This is a genomic window from Mesorhizobium sp. M8A.F.Ca.ET.161.01.1.1, assembly GCF_004792105.1.
GTDB lineage: Bacteria > Pseudomonadota > Alphaproteobacteria > Rhizobiales > Rhizobiaceae > Mesorhizobium.
Genome location: NZ_SRTD01000002.1, coordinates 376,094 through 394,472, shown reverse-complemented (window position 1 = coordinate 394,472; position 18,379 = coordinate 376,094). Strand labels below are relative to the sequence as shown.

Below are 18,379 nucleotides of genomic sequence, written 5' to 3'. Positions count from 1 at the left end.
CGCTACGCACTTTTCCTGGAATTGCTCCAGCCAGTCAAAGAGCCCGGTCGACGCGAGTCGTCCGGGTTTTTTCGTGCCGTCCGGAAAGGCTATTTCGCGAGTTTGCTGGCAGCGCGTGCGAGAGCTTCGATCTCGTCCCACTTGCCGGCCTTGACCATGTCGTCGGGCGCCACCCACGAACCGCCGACGCAGATGACATTGGACAGGCTGAGATAGTCGGCCGCGTTCTTGCCGGTGATGCCGCCGGTCGGGCAGAATTTGACGTCGGCCAGCGGCGAGGCAAAAGCCTTGAGCGAAGCGATGCCGCCGGACTGTTCGGCCGGGAAGAATTTCAGGAAGCGCAGGCCAGCTTCGCGCGCCGCCATGATCTCGCCCGGCGTGATGGCGCCGGGCAGCAACGGAACCTGGCTGTCGGCGGCGGCCGCCAGAAGCTCGCGGGTGATGCCTGGGCTGACGATGAAGCGCGAACCGGCACCGGCCGCCTCGTCGAACTGCTTGCTGTCCAGAATGGTGCCGGCGCCGACTATGGCTTCCTCGACCTCGCCCGCCACGCGACGGATCGCTTCGAGCGCATCCGCGGTCCTGAGCGTGATCTCGATCGCCGGCAAGCCGCCACGCGCCAGAGCACGGGCCAGCGGCACCGCATCCGCCACATTGGCGATCTTCAACACCGGAATGACCGGCTGGCCATTGAGGAGCGACAGGAGTTTCTCGGTCTTGCTGGGCATCTGTCTCTCCTTGTCGAGGGCCGCATCGAGGCGAATTTCTACCGATTAGCAGACGGGTATTGCCCTGTCCACGGAACCGGTCGCGGCGCGATGTCACGCGTTGCCGCCGAGCTTAAAGGTTCTTTCCCGACAAGGCCATGACAGTCGGTCCGAACCCGTTTCACCTTGAATCGACTTCCACGAGCGTCTAGTTGCTCTGGCAATGACAACACTGCCCGCGCCATCCCAGCCAGTCCGCGTCGCCGCGCTCTACCGCTTTGCCCGGCTCGACGCTTTCGAGGCGTTGCGCGCGCCGCTTGCGGCCTTCTGCTGCGGACGCGGCATCAAGGGTACGCTGCTCCTGGCGCATGAGGGCATCAACGGTACCGTCGCCGGCAGCGATGAAGCGATCGCCGCGCTGATCGAGCACATCGAAACGATCGACGGCCTGTCGGGCCTCGAGGTCAAGTTCAGCAGCGCCGCGGCCATGCCGTTCCACCGCATGAAGGTGCGGCTGAAGCGCGAGATCGTCACCATGGGTGTCGAGACCATCGACCCGGCGACAAGCGCGGGCACCTATGTGGAGCCGGGCGACTGGAATGCGCTGATCTCGCAGCCCGACACGATCGTCATCGATACGCGCAACGCCTATGAAGTCTCGATCGGCACCTTCAAGGGCGCCGTCGATCCGGCGACGGCGAGCTTCCGCGAATTTCCGGCTTGGGTGGAAGCGCACCGGGCGGATCTCGCAGGCCGCAAGGTGGCGATGTTTTGCACCGGCGGCATACGCTGCGAAAAGGCGACCGCCTATGTGAAGTCGCTCGGCTTCGAGGATGTGTTCCATCTCAAGGGCGGCATCCTCAAATATCTCGAGCAGGTGCCGGCGGAACAGAGCCTGTGGCAGGGCGAATGCTTCGTCTTCGACGAGCGGGTTTCGGTGTCGCACGGTCTCGCGGAGGGCGGTGCTGAATTGTGCCGCGCTTGCCGCCATCCGCTGACGGAGAGCGACCTGATGTCGCCGAAACATGCCGCCGGGGTTTCGTGCCCGCACTGCTTCGATGCCCGCTCGGATGAAGACCGCAAGCGTTACGCGGAGCGCCAGCGGCAGGTCGAGCTCGCGCAAGCCCGGGGCAGGGGACCGCACATCGGATCCTGATGAGGGGCCGGGCCGGGCAAAGCGGCCACCTGTCATTGCAATGTCAAGCTTCGGGACCTACGTCTTCGGCGTTCGAAACCCGCCCGTTCGGCCGGGCAAATCCTGGAGGCATTGATGTTCGATCCCAAGAAGCTTCTCGACGATCTGCTCGGCTCGCAGGTTCCCGGCACCAGCGGCACCGTCCGCGACAAGGCCGGGCAAGCCGTGCAGATGGCCAAGGACAATCCGCTGGCCGCCGGTGCGCTGGCCGCCGTGCTGCTTGGAACGGGTGCCGGCCGGCAGGTGACGGGTGCCGCGGTGAAGCTCGGCGGCCTGGCCGCCATCGGTGGCCTCGCCTACAAGGCCTATCAGAACTACAAGGCCGGCAACGCACCGGAGCAGGCGCCCGCCGCCAGCGAGCCGGAATTGCTGCCGCCCCCCAAGGACACCGCCTTCCACCCGTCGCAGGCGCCGCAAGGCGAGGATGAGTTCACACTGACCCTGGTGCGGGCGATGATCTCGGCGGCCAAGGCTGACGGCCATGTCGACGACGAGGAACGCCAGAAGATCGCCGGCAAGCTCAGCCTTGCCGGGATCGGCTCCGATGCGGAAAAATTCCTGATGGCGGAGCTGGAGCGCCCGCTCGACCTCGACGCGCTGGTGGCCGGCGCCAGGACCGACGCGCAGAAGCTCGAGCTTTATACGGCGTCGCGCCTCACCATCGACCCCGACACGCGCGCCGAGCGCGGTTACCTCGACCTGCTTGCCGGGCGCCTTGGCCTGCCGGGTGCGCTGGTCGACCATGTCGAGGCGACGGTTTCGGCGGCCAAGGTGCCGGCGGCAAAGGCTGGGACCTCGCCCAACCCGCGCTGGTAGGCCAAAACGGGGCAGGCGGGCTTTCCGGCGTTAACTTTTCGTTAACTCAGGAAGCGCATGATTTTACACAGTCGGATCGGCTTTCCTCCTCCCAAGCCCGGTTCAGATCAGGGCGGTCGCCAATGACCGCCCTTTTTGTCGGCCCTTGCCGGGATTTCTCCGAAAAAACAGGTCGTACCTTTCGAGCGCGTCGCCCGGTGGCCGCGCTTGCCATCGCCGCCGTCATTTGCGATGCCTTCCTGTCTTGAGCCGAAACACTGACAATCAGACAGGCACGCGCGGCGCTGCCGGAGGACATCTGCCATGACCGAGCAAAAAACCGCCATCGTCACCGGCGCTGGCACCGGGATCGGCAAGAGCGTCGCCACGGCATTGCTCAAGGCTGGCTGGAACACGGTGTTCTGCGGGCGCCGCAAGCCGGTGCTGGATGCCGCGATCGCCGAGATCGGCCCGACCGAGGCCAAGGCATTGGCGGTTGCCTGCGACATCAGCAAGGCCGGTGAGGTCGACGATCTGTTCGAGACGGTGGTGGAGGCTTTCGGCCGTGTCGACCTGCTCTTCAACAATGCCGGCATGGGATACAAGTCGACACCGATCGACGAGATCCCGGTCGAGGTGTGGAACGATATTGTCGGCGTCAATCTCACCGGTTCGTTCCTGTGCGCGCGCGCCGCCTTCGGCGCCATGCGCAAGCAGAAGCCGATGGGCGGCCGCATCATCAACAACGGCTCGGTATCGGCCTATGCGCCCCGTCCGGGCTCCGTGCCCTATACGGCGACCAAGCATGCGATTACGGGGTTGACCAAGACGCTGGCGTTGGATGGCCGCCCCTATGACATCGCCTGCGGCCAGATCGACATCGGCAATGCGCTGACCGACATGGCACAGCCGATGACCGTCGGCGTGCCGCAGGCCAATGGCTCGATATCAGCCGAAGCGGTAATGGATGTCCAGCGCGTCGCCGATGCGGTGGTGCACATGGCCAGCCTGCCGCTCGACGCCAACGTGCTGTTCATGACTGTGATGGCGACCAAGATGCCATTCGTTGGGCGTGGGTGAACGACGGGCACCGGCATGGCTTTCGCCGCCGGCTCATTTGCCCGCCAACGGCACGCCGGGCTTGAAGAGTAGAATCGGCCTGATCTCGTAGACGGCGGTGGGATTGACACTGCGAAGGTCACGGGCGATCGCGATGGCCGCGTCCCTCGTGGCGCAGTCGACGACATAGAGGCCGAGCAACTGTTCCTTGGTCTCGGCGAAAGGGCCGTCGATGATCACGCCGTCGGCCGGGCCGCGCAAGGTACAGGCATCCCGTGTCGCCCCCAAACGCGCGGACGGTCCAAGGATGCCCTCGTCACGAAGCCGGGTGTTGATCTTCAGCAACTCAGCCATCAGTGCCGCATCCTCTTGCGGCGTCAGCGCCTTGATCGCATCTTCCACGTGATAGGCAAGGATTGCATAGAACATTGAGGGGCACCTCGGTTGATCTTGATCCCAAAACCGTAGCTGTTCTCGGCATTTGCGCCCAGCCTTGACCACGCGTCTCCCGACGGCTCATGACACCGCCATGGCGGCCAGCCGCAAATAATCCGGAAGGGCAGCGGGCCGCTTTGAAGCTCACTTGGCGAGGAACGCCCCGATCCGCTCCAGCGCGCGCAGGATGTTCTCCTCGGAGTTGGCGTAGGACAGCCTGATATAGCCTTCGCCCAGAATGCCGAAATCGGGGCCGCCGATCAGCGCCACACCGGCCTCGTCGAGCAGGGCCGAGGCGAGCTTCTTGGCCTTCCAGCCGGCCTTCGAGACGTTGGGGAAGGCATAGAAGGCGCCCTTGGGCGTGATGCAGGAGATGTTTGGCAAGGCATTCAGGCCTTCGACCACGATCTTCCGGCGGTTGTCGAAGGCGCGCATCATCTTGTCGACATCGTCCTGCGGACCGTCAATGGCCGCGATGCCGGCGAACTGGCTCGGCGCGTTGACGCAGGACCAGCAATTGACCGCCAGCTTGCGCACCTTGTCGTAGAGATGGGCGCCCTTGTCGCCGTTTGGCCAGATCGACCAGCCCATGCGCCAGCCGGTCATCGCCCAGGTCTTCGACCAGCCGTTGAGCACGATCAGCCTGTCGCGGATCTCGGGAAAGCCGAGCAACGAACAATGCGTCTCGCCGTCATAGGTCATGACGTCGTAGATCTCGTCGGAGAGGATCGCGACACCGGGGTGCTTCTCCAGCCCCTTTACCAGTTTTTCGATCTCGGCCCGGGGCGTGACGCCACCGGTCGGATTGGCCGGCGAGTTGAGGATCAACAGCCTGGTCTTCGAGGTGATCAGCGCCAGCGTCTCTTGCGCCGAGAAGGCGAAGCCGTTCTCCTCGCGCATAGGCACGGGAATGGGGGTCGCACCGGTGAATTCGATCATCGAGCGGTAGATGGGAAAGCCGGGGTCGGGATAGAGGATCTCGGCGCCCGGTTCGCCAAACATCAGGATGGCGGCGAACATGGTCGGCTTGCCGCCGGGCATGATCATCACCGCCTCGGGCGAGACCTCGACGCCGGTGGTGGTCAGCGTGCGGCGCACCACCGCCTCGCGCGTTGCCAAGAGGCCGTTGGCCGGCGTGTAGCCATGGTGACCGTCACGCAGTGCCTTGATCGCCGCCTCGACGATGTGCTGCGGCGTCTTGAAATCTGGCTGGCCGATGCCGAGGTTGACGATGTCGCGGCCCTGTTGGGCAAGTGCCGTTGCTCGCGCCAGCACCGCGAATGCATTTTCCTCGCCGAGACGGTCGAAGGCCGAAATCGTGTGGAGCATTTTTCCCGTCCCTGTGGTTCTTACACTGCGGCAGCGTTTTTGTGAGCGTCCGCTCGCAAAAGTCAACGGATTGGAGATTCTGGTGACGGAAAATCTTGAAAACTGGCAGCCACGTCCTCGGCCCGAGCGCAAGGTGCTGGAGGGACGGACCGTCAGGCTCGAGCCGCTGAACGCCGCGAAGCACGGCGACGGTCTCTACGAAGCCTCGTCCGTATCCGACGTCGATGGCCGCTTTGCCTGGTTGCCCGACTATCCGCCGGAAACCCGCGCTGCCTTCCAGCCATGGCTGGATAAGGTGGAGGCGAGCGAGGATCCGCTGTTCTTCGCCGTCATCGACAAGGCCAGCGGCAAGATCGCGGGACGCCAGACGCTGATGCGCATCGATCCGACCTATGGCGTCATCGAGATCGGCAATATCTATTGGGGACCGCTCATCTCGCGCAAGCCGGCGGCGACGGAAGCCCAGTTCCTGTTCATGAAATACATCTTCGACGAACTCGGCTATCGCCGTTACGAATGGAAGTGCAACAACCGCAACGAGCCGTCGAAGCGCGCGGCGGAACGGTTCGGCTTCAAGTTCGAGGGCATTTTCCGCCAGCATCTCATCGTCAAGGGTGAAAACCGCGACACCGCGTGGTATTCGGTCATCGACAAGGAATGGCCGGCTCTGCGCAAGGCTTATGAAGCTTGGCTCGATCCGGCCAATTTCGATGGCGACGGCCAGCAGAAGAGGCGGCTCGAGGATTTTCGCGCGGAATTCGGCGCCTAACGGGAGTTTGCCATTTGTCGCATACCCACGATCACGGCGGGCAGGATCACGGCGCCGGCCATGTGCATGGCTCGACCGACAAGAAGCGCGTCCTGATCGCGGCCTGCCTTACCGCCGGCTTCATGGTCGCCGAGGCGCTCGGCGGTCTGTTTACGGGGTCACTGGCGCTGCTGGCCGATGCCGGCCACATGCTCGCCGACGCCATCGCGCTCGGCCTGGCCTGGTATGCCTTTCATCTGGCAAGCCGCCCGGCGACCGGCCAGCTCACCTACGGTTTCGGCCGGGTCAAGACGCTGGTGGCCTACACCAACGGCATCGCCATCTTCGTCATCGCGCTGTGGATCGTCTACGAGGCTTGGGATCGCCTGCAGACACCGGCGCCGGTGCTGGGTGGACCGATGCTGGTGGTGGCGATCCTTGGCCTGTTGGTCAACATAGGCTCCTTCCTGGTGCTGCATGGCGGCGATCGAGACAACCTCAACATGCGCGGCGCCATCCTGCATGTGCTTGGCGATCTGCTCGGCTCGGCAGCCGCGATCGTGGCGGCACTGGTCATCCTGGCGACCGGCTGGACGCCGATCGACCCGATCCTGTCCGTGCTGGTCTCGTTGCTGATCCTGTCCACCGCCTGGTCGCTGATGCGTGCCGCCGCCCACGTCCTGCTCGAAGGCGTACCGCCGCGCCTCGACCGCGACCTGATCGCCGGGGACATCCAGGCAACGGTCCAGGGTGTGCGCGAAGTGCACCATATGCATATCTGGTCGATCGACGGGACAAGCAGCATGGCGACGCTGCATGCGTGCCTCAACGAGGGCGTCGATGCGCATCAGGCCGTCAGCGCCATCAAGAAGCGGCTTGCCAGCGAACACGGCATCAGCCATGCCACCGTGGAACCGGAATTCGGCCAGTGCGCCGACGATGGTGACGACCACGATCATGAGCATCAGCATGGGCACGATGCGGCTGCGCATCACGGCCACTATCACTAGGTCCGACCGATGACCATCGATCGGACCTGCCTCAGGAGTTCTCCAGCTTTGAAACTCAGCCCGATCAACGACCGCCGCTCCGGTGCGGCATGATGGACCGTGACACGCGCAATGCGGCCATCGCGGCGGTCTGGATCATGCTTGTGTTCGGCATTGCAGCCTTCTACCTGCCGACCATGATGTTGGCACTCGGCAGTTTTTCGACCGTGCTGGCGGGTATCTTCGGCACCGTCTTCGTGCTGGCGTTTTTCTTGGTGTTCTGGCTGCGCGCGCGCACCCAGCGTAATAATCGGGACAAGTAAGGGATATCGGACATGCGCATTCTGATCACTGGCGCCGCGGGCATGGTCGGCCGCAAGGTCATCGCCCGGCTGGCCAAGGACGGCACGCTGCGGGGCAAGAAGATCACCGCGCTCGATCTGCACGACATCGTGCCACCGCAGGCGCCGGCCATGGACGGCGTCAGCGTCGCACTGCACACGGGTGACCTTGCCGAAGCAGGCGCCGCCGAGAGCCTTGTCGCATCACGTCCCGATGTCGTCTTTCATCTCGCCGGCGTCGTGTCGGGTGAGGCGGAAGCGAATTTCGACCTCGGCTACCGCGTCAACCTCGACGGCACGCGCGCGCTGTTCGACGCCATCCGCCTGGGCGGATTCGCGCCGCGCGTCGTCTTCACCTCGTCGATCGCGGTGTTCGGCGCGCCGTTCCCGGATGTCATACCGGACGACTTCCATCCGACGCCGCTGACCTCCTACGGCACTCAGAAGCAGATGAGCGAAGCGCTGCTCGCCGACTATTCCAGGCGCGGTTTCTTCGACGGGATCGGCATAAGGCTGCCGACGATCTGCGTGCGGCCGGGCAAGCCGAACAAGGCGGCCTCCGGCTTCTTCTCCGGTATCATCCGCGAGCCGCTGAGCGGGCAGGAGGCGATCCTGCCGGTGCCGCGCTCGGTCGTGCATACCCATGCCAGCCCGCGCTCGGCGGTGAATTTCCTGATCCATGCGGCTGGCATCGACGGTGCCGCCGTCGGGCCGCGCCGCAACCTGACGATGCCGGGCGTCGCCGTCAGCGTTGGCGAGCAAATCGAGGCGCTGGAACGCATCGCCGGATCGAAGACGGCAAAGCTGATCCGCGAGGTGCCCGACGAGACGATCTGGACGATCGTCAAGGGCTGGCCGACCCGGTTCGAGGCGCGGCGGTCACGCGAGCTTGGCTTCAGCGCCGAGAAGAGTTTCGACGAGATCATCCGCGCCCATATCGAGGATGAGCTGGGCGGCAAGATACCCAATTAGAGGTCCGCAGCCACCCGTTCGATCGTGGTGGAGGCCTAGACGCCGCCTGTCAGGCTCGCCGACAGCAGCAGCAGTCCAAACAGGAACACGAAGGCCGCGCCGCCGATCTCGACGATCGAGTGGATGCGGTTGCCCATGCGGCCGTCGCCGGCGAAATAGACCGCCCAGTTCTTAGCGGTCACGGCCATCGTCGCCAGCGCCGAGACGGTGATGGCGGTGCCGATCGACATCGCCAGCACCGACAGCAAGCCGCCGAGCCAGAGCCCGTTCAGCAGCGCGAAACTCAGCACGATCAGCGCGCCGGAGCAGGGGCGGATGCCGACCGCCGCTACCGCCGACCAGGCGGTGCGCCAGTCGAAGCGGTCACCGGACAGCATTGCCGGATCGGGCGCGTGCGAATGGCCGCAAGTTTCGCAGACCTCGCCGATCGCATGGTCATGATGCGCGTGATCGTGCGCGCCATGGTCGTGATGATGGTCATGCGCGCCATGGTCGTGATGATCGTGTGAATGGTCATGCACATGGTCGTGATCGTCATACGCGCGCAGCGCGTGCGAATGAGCGGCATGCGAATGGCCTGCATGCGAGTGGCCATGGGAATGAGCCCCATGCGAATGGCCGGCATGGGCCGCCGACAGGCTGTAGGCCGGCCCCTTGCCAAACAGGTGCAGGACGGCGGGGCCGAGCTTGCGCCACAGAAGCCAGGCGCCGAAGAGGGTGACCAGGGCAAAGCTCATGATCTCCATGAACCAGGCCGCATCGGTCATCGAGATCGTGGTGCCGCGCAGGACGAAATAGGCAAGCAGCATCACCAGGATCGCCGTCAGGCCCTGCAGCAGCGCCGAGACGAAGGACAACAGGATGCCGCGCTTCAGCGCCACTTCGTTGGCCACCATGTAGGAGGAGATCACCGCCTTGCCGTGACCGGGGCCGGCGGCGTGGAAAATGCCATAGGCGAAGGACAGGCCGATGAGCACCCAGAGCTTGCTATTGTCCTGGCGCATCGCCTTCATGGCCGTCGCCAGCGCGCGATAGAATTCCTGCTGCCTGAGATTGATCCACATCAGGATGTGGGCGAACGGACCGGTGCTGGGCGCCATGCCATCATTGACGCCGATGCCGAGCGAACTCTGGGCGTGCGCGGCATTGGCGAAATGCATCGTGGCAAAAGCGATGGCCAACAGGCCGAATGCCAAACGCAGGGACGGTTTCGTCACCGGGTTCATCCTTCTGGCTGACAGGTCAGTTCGAGCTTGGTGGCGAAGATCTTGCTCATGTCGGTGCCTGTCGGATCGTTGAAGAAGGCATCCGTCAGGGTCTTCTGGTTTTCCTTGATCGCTTCGTCCGGATCAGGACGGACCACCTTGCTGGCACAGTTCGAGGGCAGGCCCTCGACCGTGATGTTGGAATCCTCGGTGAAGTCGATCGCGGTGTAGAACGTCGGATCATAGACGCCGATGTCGATCTTGCCGGTCAGCTTGATCGGCGCCTTCGGCTCGGACTCGAACAGGATGATCAACTGGTCGTTGTCGAAATTGGCCATCAGGTGGGGCGGCGGCGTCATCGCCACGTCCTTGCCGTCCTGCGTGACGAGCTGGAAGTAATTGAACTCGGCTAGCGAGGCGTGGACCGTGTCGGCGACCTCCTTCAGCTCCTTGTCGTCAAGCTTCAGGTCGGAGTTCTTGTCGAACTCCATCATCACCGTACTCGAAAACAGATCGTCGAAGCGCCAGAGATGGCGCAGCGCTTTCACACTTTGGTGATCCGGGGCCAGGATCACGTCGAGGCGTGCCTCGGCGAAGACGTGCGGATGCACCTCGGCCGGTCCCGTCGCGGCGAAAGTCGCCGCCAAGGCCGAAGCCAGCGTGATTGCGTGCCGTTTCAAATACATTCGCGGTCGCGATTCCCTTGGCTTTCGGAAAGAGTTGCCGAAGGTTACCAGAAAGGGGGCGAAATTGGGACTGTCGGCGCATGTCACCCAAAAGTGCGCGGCGGTTCAGGGACAACGGCACGCACGCAACGAGAACTCAAAGCGCTTCGCGGCGCGACGCGCCTCGAGGCCTGAGGCAGGTCAGGCGCTCTCACGCGTCCTGAACCACTGCACCAGGAAGTCGACGAAAACGCGCACCTTCGCCGGCAGATAGCGGCGATGCGGGTAGACGGCGAAGATGCCGCCGCCCGATAGGATGCGGTCGTCGAGCACCGCCACCAATTGGCCGCTCTTGAGGTCAGGCGCGGCGATGAAATCCGGCAGGATGCAAAATCCAAGACCCGACAGGGCCGCGGCGCGCGCCGCCATCGGGCTGTTGACCTCGATCGGGCCCGACACGGCAATGCTCACCGGGTCGCCATTGTCGCCCTTGAACGGCCAGTTGTTCAATCCGCGGCCATTGGTGTCGACGATGCAGGGCATGTGGCTGAGATCCTGCGGCCGTGTCGGCATGCCATGCTTGGCGATCAGTTCGGGAGAACCGCAGAGCTTGATCGAGAACGGCGCCAGGCGCCTTGCGATCAGCGACGAATTCTCCAGCCGCGAGATGCGCACCGCGAGGTCGAAGCCTTCCTCGACGAGATCGACGAAGCGGTCGTCGAGCTGGATGTCGAGCACTATGTCGGGATACTGCTTGGCAAAGTCGATCAGCGACTGGCCGATCGGCGCGTCGGCGAAGGTGCGCGGCGCCGACAGCTTGATGCGGCCGCGCACGTCGCCTGAGGACTCGCGCACGGCGTCGGCCAGGCTGTCGACTTCGCGCACGATCTCGGAGGCGCGACGGTAGTAGGTGTGGCCGGCCTCGGTCATCGAGAACTGGCGCGTCGTGCGGTTCAGCAGCAGCGCGCCGAGTTCGTCCTCCAGCTCGCGCACATATTTCGACAGCAGCGCCTTGGAGCGGCCGATCTTGCGCGCCGCCGCCGAAAAGCCCTCGGCCTCGACGACGTCGATGAAGGCGCGCATGCGGGTCAGTGTGTCCATTATTCAGGCCCTTTGTGCTGCGTCCAAAGCGCGTCGCGTCGAAACGAATTCACGCGACGCGCTTTGAGTGTTGTTTGATGCATGTCCTCTTCGCAAAACCGAGGTCACTTTTGCGCGACATGCATTAGAAGTTTTCGGCCGAGCCGTATCAGGGCAATGTCGCTGCCGGAAGGGCCAAGCAGCGAAAGTCCAAACGGTGCGCCGGCAACCGAGCCGATCGGCAAGGTGATTTGGGGAAAGCCGGAGAGCCCGGCCAGGCACAGAAGGTGCAAGGCGCGCTCGCGATAGGCCTGGAACTGCTCGGGTGTGCTGTCGACATAAGGCGCCGGACCCGGCACCGTCGGCAGAATAAGGAAACCGTCCTTGCCGAGCAGGGCGCTCAATTCACCGCGAAAAGTCAGCCGGCGCACTTTTTCGGCCTGTGCCGTCCGATCGTCGACGGCACGGCCGAAGCCGAACCGCTCCTCGACCCCAGGCCCAAGGTCGCGCTCGCCGCTGGTGATCCATTCGCCATGCACCGTCCAGGCCTCCCTGGCCTGCAGCCGGCGAAAGCACCAGTAGAGTTCATCCGGAGAAGAACTGAAGCGCGACATCGGCGTCGCCGGCGTACCGAACACCGCGCTCGCCAGCGCCTTCATTCCTGCAAATTCGGCGAGCGCCGGCCGGGCGATCATTTCGTCCAGCCAGCCGAGCGTCAGCGGCCGATCCAGGGAATGTTGATGCGGATCGCGGCCAAGCAGCAGCTTGCCGACGGTCTCGTAGGTTTCGATGTCGTCGGCGAACCAGCCGAACGTGTCGAAACTCGGCGCCAACTGCATGGTGCCGTCGAGGGAAATGCGGCCATGCGTGGTGCGGAGGCCAATCAGCCCGCAGAAACTCGCCGGCGCGCGGATCGAACCACCTGTGTCGGACCCCGTTGCGATGTCGGCCAGCCTGCCCGCCACCGCCGCGGCCGACCCCGAAGACGAACCGCCGGTGACGCGGTCGAGAGCCGCCGGGTTCACCGGAAACGGAAAATGCGCGTTCTGGCCGAACAGAGCGAAGGCGAGTTCGTCGGTCTGGGTCTTGCCGACGAAACGCGCGCCCGCGTCGAGAATCATCTGCACGGCGCCTGCCGTGCGCGAAGCGGCGTGGCCTCCGGCGAATTTCTGCAAATTGCCGCAACCGGTGCGGTAGCCGGCGACGTCGTAAATGTCCTTGACCGCCAGCCGCAGCCCGGCCAGCGGCCCAAGCTCGGCATGCGCCACCGGCATCTGGCGGAGATCGAGAAAGGCGTTGAAGGGGCCGTGTGTGCCTGTCATCGTTCGATATCCGGATACGGTTGCGCCAACATTGTTCGATGCCAGAAATTTTACAACCTGGGATACGATTTTTATTGATTGTGAAATGCTTCGCTCTTATATCGCGCTTGCCCAAAGTCGCACGTGCCTGTGGGTGTCCGCCGATCCTCGAATGGTGAGGGAAATCGGTAAGGTAACTGGAGCCAACCCCTCCAGTCGGTTTAGCGGCCAACCGCCAGACCGAGGACACCTTGAAGCAACGACGGTGCGGGCCTTTCTGGTTCTCTGCCGGTTGTCCAAAGACCGGGGTTACTGAAGAGGCACACCTTCATTGCCGGCAGTGCGGAACGGGGTTCTCCCAATCCAAGCCAAGGCAGACAAAGCGAACCGAAGCCGGGCAAGGCCAAGGTTCATCGCCGCGAGACGGCGTTTCATGGTTCCGGGGTCTCCACCGGCTGGTTCCATGGATTTTCCGTCCCGCCTTTGTTTGACCGCGTGTTCGCGAGGCCGACAGCCCGCGCCCGCACCCTTGTGCGCGCCGAAAGGCGCGATGGAGAAACCCGATGGCCACCCAGCGCATTCTCGACTTCCTCGCCACCCGACGTCCGTCCGGCCCCTGCCTCGTCGTCGACCTCGATGTCGTGCGCGACAATTTCCGCGCCTTCGAGAAGGCGCTGCCCGATTCCAAGATCTACTATGCGGTGAAAGCAAACCCGGCGCCGGAAATCCTGCGCCTGCTTGCTGCGATGGGTTCGTCCTTCGACACCGCTTCCGTTGCCGAAGTCGAGATGGCGATGGACGCCGGTGCGCCGGCGGACCGCATCTCCTTCGGCAACACCATCAAGAAGGAGCGTGACATCGCACGCGCCTACCAGCTCGGCATCAAGCTGTTCGCGGTCGACTGCGTCGAGGAGGTCGAGAAGATCGCCCGCGTCGCTCCCGGCGCACGCGTCTTCTGCCGCGTTTTGACAGATGGCGAAGGCGCCGAATGGCCGCTGTCGCGCAAGTTCGGCTGCGTGCCGGCCATGGCCGTCGATGTGCTGCGCCATGCCAAGGGCCTCGGCCTCGACGCCTATGGCGTGTCGTTCCATGTCGGCTCGCAGCAGACCGACCTGACCGCATGGGACCGTGCGCTGGCCGACGCCAAGAAGGTGTTCGCGACGCTGGCCGAGGAAGGCATCGTGCTCAAGATGGTCAATATGGGCGGCGGCTTCCCGACCCGCTATTTGCGTGACGTGCCGGCGGCGCAGGCCTATGGCCAGGCGATCTTCTCGGCGCTGCGCAAGCATTTCGGCAACGCCATTCCCGAGACGATCATCGAGCCGGGCCGCGGCATGATCGGCAATGCCGGCGTCATCAAGTCGGAAGTCGTGCTGATCTCGAAGAAGGCCGACAACGACAATGTACGCTGGGTGTTCCTCGACATCGGCAAGTTCGGCGGCCTGGCCGAGACGATGGACGAGGCGATCCGCTACCCGATCGTCACCGCGCATGACGGCACCGAGACCGCGCCTTGCGTGCTCGCCGGCCCGACCTGCGATTCGGCCGACGTGATGTACGAGAAGACGCCGTATCCGCTGCCTTTGTCGCTGACCATCGGCGACGAGGTGCTGATCGAAGGCACCGGCGCCTACACGACCACCTACTCGGCGGTCGCCTTCAACGGCTTCGAGCCTCTCCGATCCTACGTGATCTGACGGTTCGAAAGAACCGATCAGATCATCCCAGGTGGGCGCCCGTCGCCGCTTGGGCTCGCCTGTGGAACAGATCTCCGCTCGCCAGGGATCGCGGAAATGGAAATGTCAGTTGAAATCGTAGCTCATGCGCCGGCCTTGGCCGTGGTTGCCGAAACCGTTGCCGACGTGGCGGCGCGCGAAGCCTTGCTCGATCGCGCCATGGGGCCGAAGCGCAAGACCAAATCGTCGGAAAAGCTGCGGCGTGGCCGTCGGCCCTCGGAGGGTCTTGCCTTCGTCGCGCGCGATGCCTCGGGCGGCGTGGCCGGCACGGTGCGGCTATGGGATGTCACCTTGGGCGACGGCGGTTCGTCGGCGCTGCTGCTTGGCCCGCTCGCCGTCGACCCCTCGCTCAAGAGTGCCGGCATCGGTTCGGCGCTGATGCGGCATGCCATCGCGGAAGCCGCGCGCCTCGGCCATGCGGCGATCCTGCTGGTCGGCGACGAGCCCTACTATGGCCGCTTCGGCTTTTCGGCCGCCAGGACCGGCGCGCTCGCCATGCCGGGACCTTACGAGCGGCACCGCCTGCTGGCCCTGGAACTGGTGGAGGGCGCGCTCGATGGCGCCGAGGGGACGCTGAAGGCGTCCGGCCGCAAGCTCAAGGCACAGGCGCCGATCCTGGCGCGTGAGGCTTAAGCGCGACTGCCCTTCAAAAACAAAACGCCGCCTGAAAAGGCGGCGTTTTGTCATCTCAAAGCCGCTTCTGGCGGCCACGTCCGTTCAGCCGATCAACTGGCTCAGCGCCATGGCGACGGTCATGTCGCCTTCGACCTTTATCTTGCCCGTCATGAAGGCCATGGTCGGATTCAGGTCTCCCGCGATCAGCGAATCCAGATCGTCGAGCGAGAGCTTGATGGTGCAGTCGGCGGGGGCGTCCGTGGTCGAGACGGTTGCGCCGTCGATGACGATGACGCCGTCGCTGCCGGTGTCGAATTTCACGGAACGATCGAACCCGCTGCTGGCCACGCGCGACTTGATCTTCTCGGCAATCTCCTGAACGCTCACGCTGTTCTCCTGTCTGGTTGCATTCTGTCGCGCAGGGCATTTCGGTCCGGCCGAAGCCCATGCCTCTGAGGCGATTACAATCGCTGCCGCATATAGCTTTGGATTGACGTTTACGTCAACGCAAATTGCGGGCATCGGCCCCGGCGCCGACTGCTATCGGGACCGCTGGCGCCGGCCCGACGGCCGATAGCTCAATGCGCGCTGACCGGCTTAGGCGTCTCGGTCGCGGGGGTGCTGGCATCCTGCCGCCGGCGCAGCCAGTTGTCGCGGATCTCATCCTTGCTCAGGAAATTGACCTGATCGATCAGGACCTCATGCACCAGGGTTGCGCCGACACGTGTGTTGATCGTGTCGCGGATGGCGGCACGAAAGGCATCGAGGTCGACCGTCGCCTTCTTGGTGAAGTCGATCTGGGGATGGGCGTAGAGATAGCTGTAGACCTCGTCTGTAATCAGCGCCTCGGCCGGGATCGACAGCTTCTTTATCTGCTCGGGCTCGACGGTGTAGACGAGCTTGGCCAGGAAGTAGCCGTCGATCTTTGAATCGTGGATCAGCGGCACCGAAATGACGTCGGTCTTGACGTAGTCCAGCCCGCCAAGCATCGGCTTGGGTTTCTCGCCGACGCCGCGTTCGCCGGCGGCCTGGAACGAATAGAACACCGCGCCGAGCGTGGCGGCGCAGATCCAGACCGCTATGGCGATGACCTTGATCATTTTGAATCCGAGCCCGGCATCGCCGCGCTCTACCCTTTCAGCCTGCCGAATTCGCCGGCGGAGTAGGTGCCGTCGGTTTCGGCGCGCTGAATGGCGCTGCGCAGCAGGCCGGCCACCTCGTTGACGGCGCTCAGATGCGCCAGGATAGCGGCCTCGTTCTTCGCCAGCTTCTGGCGCAGCCGGGTCAGGCCCTCGCGATGCTGCTCGAGGAATTCGGCCTCGCTGCCGCCCTTCATGGCGCGGGTGAGCTCGTAGAGATAACGGCTCTTGCGGGCGTTCGACGCCTTGAGGTCATAGCTTGTATCGCTGCGGATGCCGGCGGTCTCTTCCTCGACCACCTCCTCGATGCGGCCGATGATGGCGGCAAGGTTTCCAGGCCGAGCGAACGGGGCCGGTGTGTCCGGCGCGGTCGCTCGTGCTGGCAGGTTGGCGGTGAATTCGGAAGAGTCGGCCATGGTGTTTCCCAGTCTAGATCTTGATGTCTGTTTTTATGGTTGTCTCGTCGCCGGTCATCGACCTGGCGGCCTTGCGCTGCAATTCCTGGACGAGCGAGGTGGACAGACGGGTTTGCTGGTCGATTTCGGTCTTTTCCGGTCCATTCGAGACCGGGCCGATCGGCACCTTGCGCTTGCCGTCCATGTAGTGGTCGGCGAGCAGCGACTTGGCGATGCCGATGCCGCCGCGATCGGCCATGACGTCGGCGACGCGCTCGGCGAGCTGCGATTTCCACATGTCGCCGGCGAGACCCGTGCCGTAGACGCCCTCGGTGTCCTTGGGCAGCATGTTCTGGATGAAGGTCTGCAAGACCATCGCCTCGAACTTCTTGAACTTCTTGGCAGGATCGGCCGTGGCGGCGGCCTTGTCGGCCGTCGCGCGTGACAGGATCGAGCCGGCATCGACAGAAGCCGCGGTGTCGACCGCAAACGTGGCAGCGACGCCGCCGGCGCGCTTGGTCAGCGCGGCGCGGGCAGCCTCGATATCCATCGGATCGGCAGCTCGGGCGACATCCATCACGATGTCGCTGGGTGGAGAAATCGCCAAGAAAGTCCGCCTTTTGCCGGGTTTCCTTAGCCAGGACCATGCCTCAACAAGCTTGTGGCAGGCTTGCGGAGGTTGGAGGTGGAACGCAGGGATGGGTGGAAGTCTGCCGCGTCCGATTCTCCTCGCAGTAGCGGGCAGCCTCCGTCTCATGCCTGATCCGTCCCGGACTTACACGTTTGGGGCGTTCTGGGCAGCCTCGAATACATCGCGTGCGGACGTCGTGCCCGCCACGTGCTCCGTACCCTCGACTCCGAGGTCCATCCCTCCGGCGTTGACGGCCTCATACATCGCTTCGGCCGGGCCAGACTGGCCCTTTGGAATGCCGAACTGTTCGAACGTCGCCGGCCACCCGGCCCTCGGGACAGCAAAGGCTTTAACGTCGAGCTTCATGACTTCACCCAATTGCGCGGCGACTTCATCCGCGCTCACCATCGAACCGAGTTCGATGACCCGATGCCCCGACCATGCCGGCCCGCCCAGAAGCGTTGCGACCTCGGCGCCGATGTCGTCGGTCGCGACCATGGTCGATTGCCGATTGGTCGGGTTGTAGAAGACCGGCAACGCGCCGCCCTGGGCGACTTGCAAGCCATAAAGGAAGTTTTCGAAAAACCCGCCGGCTCGCACATATGCGATCGGCAATTTCAGGTTGCCAAAGCCCTGCTCCAGAAGCGACAGGGCCGTGATCAGCCCCATCCCGCTGGTTCTGTCCGCGCCCATCGACGAAAGCGCCACGATCCGCGGCGCCGGCGCTTTGGCGAGCGCCTTGACATAGTTCGCGATGATGCCCTTGGCTTCGTTGAAATCCGGTGTGGGGGCCCAGATGGGAGGCAACATGACAAACGCGCCTTCGACGCTTGCGAGCGCCCGCTCGATCGCCGCCGCATTGTTCCAGTCGCCGTCGACCAGTTCGACGCCCTGGTCTGTCCAGCTAGCCGCCTTCGCGCGGTCGCGGACCAGCGCGCGTACTTTCTTGCCTTGCGCCAGCAAATGCCTTGCCGTCGCGCCGCCAACTTTTCCCGTAATTCCCATTACTAAAAACATGCGTTTTCTCCTGATCTTGAGGCAC

Annotated in this window: 22 protein-coding genes; 10 read left to right on the top strand and 12 right to left on the bottom strand. The window is 64.1% G+C overall.

Going from position 1 to position 18,379, the window contains the following annotated elements:
• Nucleotides 1-89: 89 nt before the first annotated feature.
• On the bottom strand, nt 90-728 hold the full coding sequence (locus EN804_RS06965; RefSeq protein WP_127276952.1) for a 2-dehydro-3-deoxy-phosphogluconate aldolase: 639 nt from the start codon (nt 726-728) through the stop codon (nt 90-92).
• Nucleotides 729-930: 202 nt separating this feature from the next.
• On the opposite strand from EN804_RS06965, the gene EN804_RS06960 reads away from it, so the two are divergent.
• The 4 genes from EN804_RS06960 to EN804_RS06950 all read left to right on the top strand — a co-directional run bounded on the left by EN804_RS06960 (nt 931) and on the right by EN804_RS06950 (nt 3,777).
• On the top strand, nt 931-1,863 hold the full coding sequence (locus EN804_RS06960; RefSeq protein ID WP_127276950.1) for a rhodanese-related sulfurtransferase: 933 nt from the start codon (nt 931-933) through the stop codon (nt 1,861-1,863).
• A 114-nt stretch (nt 1,864-1,977) separates the two neighbouring features.
• Nucleotides 1,978-2,718: a tellurite resistance TerB family protein gene (locus EN804_RS06955; protein WP_135918982.1), complete on the top strand. Its 741-nt coding sequence runs from the start codon at nt 1,978-1,980 to the stop codon at nt 2,716-2,718.
• Nucleotides 2,719-2,840: 122 nt separating this feature from the next.
• Nucleotides 2,841-2,966, top strand: coding sequence for a hypothetical protein (locus tag EN804_RS38615; protein WP_281404922.1), 126 nt, complete (start codon nt 2,841-2,843; stop codon nt 2,964-2,966).
• A gap of 55 nt (nt 2,967-3,021) precedes the next feature.
• On the top strand, nt 3,022-3,777 hold the full coding sequence (locus tag EN804_RS06950) for an SDR family oxidoreductase (RefSeq protein ID WP_127275848.1): 756 nt from the start codon (nt 3,022-3,024) through the stop codon (nt 3,775-3,777).
• Between the two features lie 33 nt (nt 3,778-3,810).
• On the opposite strand, the gene EN804_RS06945 is transcribed toward EN804_RS06950, so the two are convergent.
• Nucleotides 3,811-4,185 carry a YciI family protein gene (locus EN804_RS06945; RefSeq protein WP_135918981.1) on the bottom strand — a complete coding sequence of 125 codons (375 nt, stop codon included), beginning with the start codon at nt 4,183-4,185 and terminating at the stop codon, nt 3,811-3,813.
• A gap of 150 nt (nt 4,186-4,335) precedes the next feature.
• Nucleotides 4,336-5,520 (bottom strand): pyridoxal phosphate-dependent aminotransferase, encoded by a 1,185-nt coding sequence (locus tag EN804_RS06940; RefSeq protein WP_135918980.1) that lies wholly within the window; start codon nt 5,518-5,520, stop codon nt 4,336-4,338.
• A gap of 82 nt (nt 5,521-5,602) precedes the next feature.
• Here EN804_RS06940 and EN804_RS06935 point away from each other — a divergent pair, with 82 nt between their 5' ends.
• The 4 genes from EN804_RS06935 to denD all read left to right on the top strand — a co-directional run bounded on the left by EN804_RS06935 (nt 5,603) and on the right by denD (nt 8,570).
• Entirely contained in the window at nt 5,603-6,289 is a 687-nt protein-coding gene (locus EN804_RS06935) for a GNAT family protein (protein ID WP_127869899.1), read from the top strand.
• Between the two features lie 14 nt (nt 6,290-6,303).
• The gene (locus EN804_RS06930; RefSeq protein WP_127869898.1) at nt 6,304-7,278 is read left to right on the top strand and encodes a cation diffusion facilitator family transporter; all 975 of its coding nucleotides are present in this window, start codon (nt 6,304-6,306) and stop codon (nt 7,276-7,278) included.
• Between the two features lie 89 nt (nt 7,279-7,367).
• Entirely contained in the window at nt 7,368-7,580 is a 213-nt protein-coding gene (locus EN804_RS06925) for a hypothetical protein (RefSeq protein WP_127869897.1), read from the top strand.
• 12 nt (nt 7,581-7,592) lie between these two features.
• A complete protein-coding gene (gene denD / locus EN804_RS06920) occupies nt 7,593-8,570 on the top strand; it encodes a D-erythronate dehydrogenase (RefSeq protein WP_127869896.1) in 978 nt (325 codons plus the stop codon).
• Between the two features lie 35 nt (nt 8,571-8,605).
• Here the strand turns inward: denD and EN804_RS06915 are convergent, their stop codons facing one another.
• The 4 genes from EN804_RS06915 to EN804_RS06900 all read right to left on the bottom strand — a co-directional run bounded on the left by EN804_RS06915 (nt 8,606) and on the right by EN804_RS06900 (nt 12,842).
• Nucleotides 8,606-9,796, bottom strand: coding sequence for a nickel/cobalt transporter (locus tag EN804_RS06915; protein WP_127275854.1), 1,191 nt, complete (start codon nt 9,794-9,796; stop codon nt 8,606-8,608).
• Nucleotides 9,793-10,461 carry a DUF1007 family protein gene (locus tag EN804_RS06910; protein ID WP_127275855.1) on the bottom strand — a complete coding sequence of 223 codons (669 nt, stop codon included), beginning with the start codon at nt 10,459-10,461 and terminating at the stop codon, nt 9,793-9,795. The genes EN804_RS06915 and EN804_RS06910 overlap by 4 nt, the downstream gene beginning before the upstream one ends.
• Before the next feature lie 180 nt (nt 10,462-10,641).
• Nucleotides 10,642-11,541 (bottom strand): LysR family transcriptional regulator, encoded by a 900-nt coding sequence (locus tag EN804_RS06905; protein ID WP_127275856.1) that lies wholly within the window; start codon nt 11,539-11,541, stop codon nt 10,642-10,644.
• A 104-nt stretch (nt 11,542-11,645) separates the two neighbouring features.
• Complete coding sequence (locus tag EN804_RS06900; protein ID WP_127275857.1) at nt 11,646-12,842, bottom strand: amidase; 1,197 nt, start codon at nt 12,840-12,842, stop codon at nt 11,646-11,648.
• 542 nt (nt 12,843-13,384) lie between these two features.
• On the opposite strand from EN804_RS06900, the gene odc2 reads away from it, so the two are divergent.
• Nucleotides 13,385-14,518: an ornithine/lysine decarboxylase gene (gene odc2 / locus EN804_RS06895; RefSeq protein WP_135918979.1), complete on the top strand. Its 1,134-nt coding sequence runs from the start codon at nt 13,385-13,387 to the stop codon at nt 14,516-14,518.
• 96 nt (nt 14,519-14,614) lie between these two features.
• Complete coding sequence (locus EN804_RS06890) at nt 14,615-15,190, top strand: N-acetyltransferase (RefSeq protein WP_127869894.1); 576 nt, start codon at nt 14,615-14,617, stop codon at nt 15,188-15,190.
• 84 nt (nt 15,191-15,274) lie between these two features.
• Here the strand turns inward: EN804_RS06890 and EN804_RS06885 are convergent, their stop codons facing one another.
• From EN804_RS06885 to EN804_RS06865, 5 genes are all read right to left on the bottom strand, one after another.
• On the bottom strand, nt 15,275-15,559 hold the full coding sequence (locus tag EN804_RS06885; protein ID WP_027144782.1) for an SCP2 sterol-binding domain-containing protein: 285 nt from the start codon (nt 15,557-15,559) through the stop codon (nt 15,275-15,277).
• A 191-nt stretch (nt 15,560-15,750) separates the two neighbouring features.
• Nucleotides 15,751-16,272: a hypothetical protein gene (locus tag EN804_RS06880; RefSeq protein ID WP_127869893.1), complete on the bottom strand. Its 522-nt coding sequence runs from the start codon at nt 16,270-16,272 to the stop codon at nt 15,751-15,753.
• A gap of 29 nt (nt 16,273-16,301) precedes the next feature.
• Nucleotides 16,302-16,727, bottom strand: coding sequence for a hypothetical protein (locus EN804_RS06875; protein ID WP_127869892.1), 426 nt, complete (start codon nt 16,725-16,727; stop codon nt 16,302-16,304).
• A gap of 13 nt (nt 16,728-16,740) precedes the next feature.
• Complete coding sequence (locus EN804_RS06870) at nt 16,741-17,313, bottom strand: rod-binding protein (protein WP_189524456.1); 573 nt, start codon at nt 17,311-17,313, stop codon at nt 16,741-16,743.
• Nucleotides 17,314-17,481: 168 nt separating this feature from the next.
• The gene (locus EN804_RS06865; RefSeq protein ID WP_246693378.1) at nt 17,482-18,300 is read right to left on the bottom strand and encodes an NmrA family NAD(P)-binding protein; all 819 of its coding nucleotides are present in this window, start codon (nt 18,298-18,300) and stop codon (nt 17,482-17,484) included.
• Between the last annotated feature and the right edge of the window lie 79 nt (nt 18,301-18,379).

Coding starts and splice junctions, on each gene's coding strand:
- EN804_RS06965 (WP_127276952.1), bottom strand. CDS start 728: ATGCCCAGCAAGACCGAGAAACTCCTGTCGCTCCTCAATGGCCAGCCG.
- EN804_RS06960 (WP_127276950.1), top strand. CDS start 931: ATGACAACACTGCCCGCGCCATCCCAGCCAGTCCGCGTCGCCGCGCTC.
- EN804_RS06955 (WP_135918982.1), top strand. CDS start 1,978: ATGTTCGATCCCAAGAAGCTTCTCGACGATCTGCTCGGCTCGCAGGTT.
- EN804_RS38615 (WP_281404922.1), top strand. CDS start 2,841: ATGACCGCCCTTTTTGTCGGCCCTTGCCGGGATTTCTCCGAAAAAACA.
- EN804_RS06950 (WP_127275848.1), top strand. CDS start 3,022: ATGACCGAGCAAAAAACCGCCATCGTCACCGGCGCTGGCACCGGGATC.
- EN804_RS06945 (WP_135918981.1), bottom strand. CDS start 4,185: ATGTTCTATGCAATCCTTGCCTATCACGTGGAAGATGCGATCAAGGCG.
- EN804_RS06940 (WP_135918980.1), bottom strand. CDS start 5,520: ATGCTCCACACGATTTCGGCCTTCGACCGTCTCGGCGAGGAAAATGCA.
- EN804_RS06925 (WP_127869897.1), top strand. CDS start 7,368: ATGATGGACCGTGACACGCGCAATGCGGCCATCGCGGCGGTCTGGATC.
- denD (WP_127869896.1), top strand. CDS start 7,593: ATGCGCATTCTGATCACTGGCGCCGCGGGCATGGTCGGCCGCAAGGTC.
- EN804_RS06915 (WP_127275854.1), bottom strand. CDS start 9,796: ATGAACCCGGTGACGAAACCGTCCCTGCGTTTGGCATTCGGCCTGTTG.
- EN804_RS06910 (WP_127275855.1), bottom strand. CDS start 10,461: ATGTATTTGAAACGGCACGCAATCACGCTGGCTTCGGCCTTGGCGGCG.
- EN804_RS06905 (WP_127275856.1), bottom strand. CDS start 11,541: ATGGACACACTGACCCGCATGCGCGCCTTCATCGACGTCGTCGAGGCC.
- EN804_RS06900 (WP_127275857.1), bottom strand. CDS start 12,842: ATGACAGGCACACACGGCCCCTTCAACGCCTTTCTCGATCTCCGCCAG.
- odc2 (WP_135918979.1), top strand. CDS start 13,385: ATGGCCACCCAGCGCATTCTCGACTTCCTCGCCACCCGACGTCCGTCC.
- EN804_RS06890 (WP_127869894.1), top strand. CDS start 14,615: ATGGAAATGTCAGTTGAAATCGTAGCTCATGCGCCGGCCTTGGCCGTG.
- EN804_RS06880 (WP_127869893.1), bottom strand. CDS start 16,272: ATGATCAAGGTCATCGCCATAGCGGTCTGGATCTGCGCCGCCACGCTC.
- EN804_RS06875 (WP_127869892.1), bottom strand. CDS start 16,727: ATGGCCGACTCTTCCGAATTCACCGCCAACCTGCCAGCACGAGCGACC.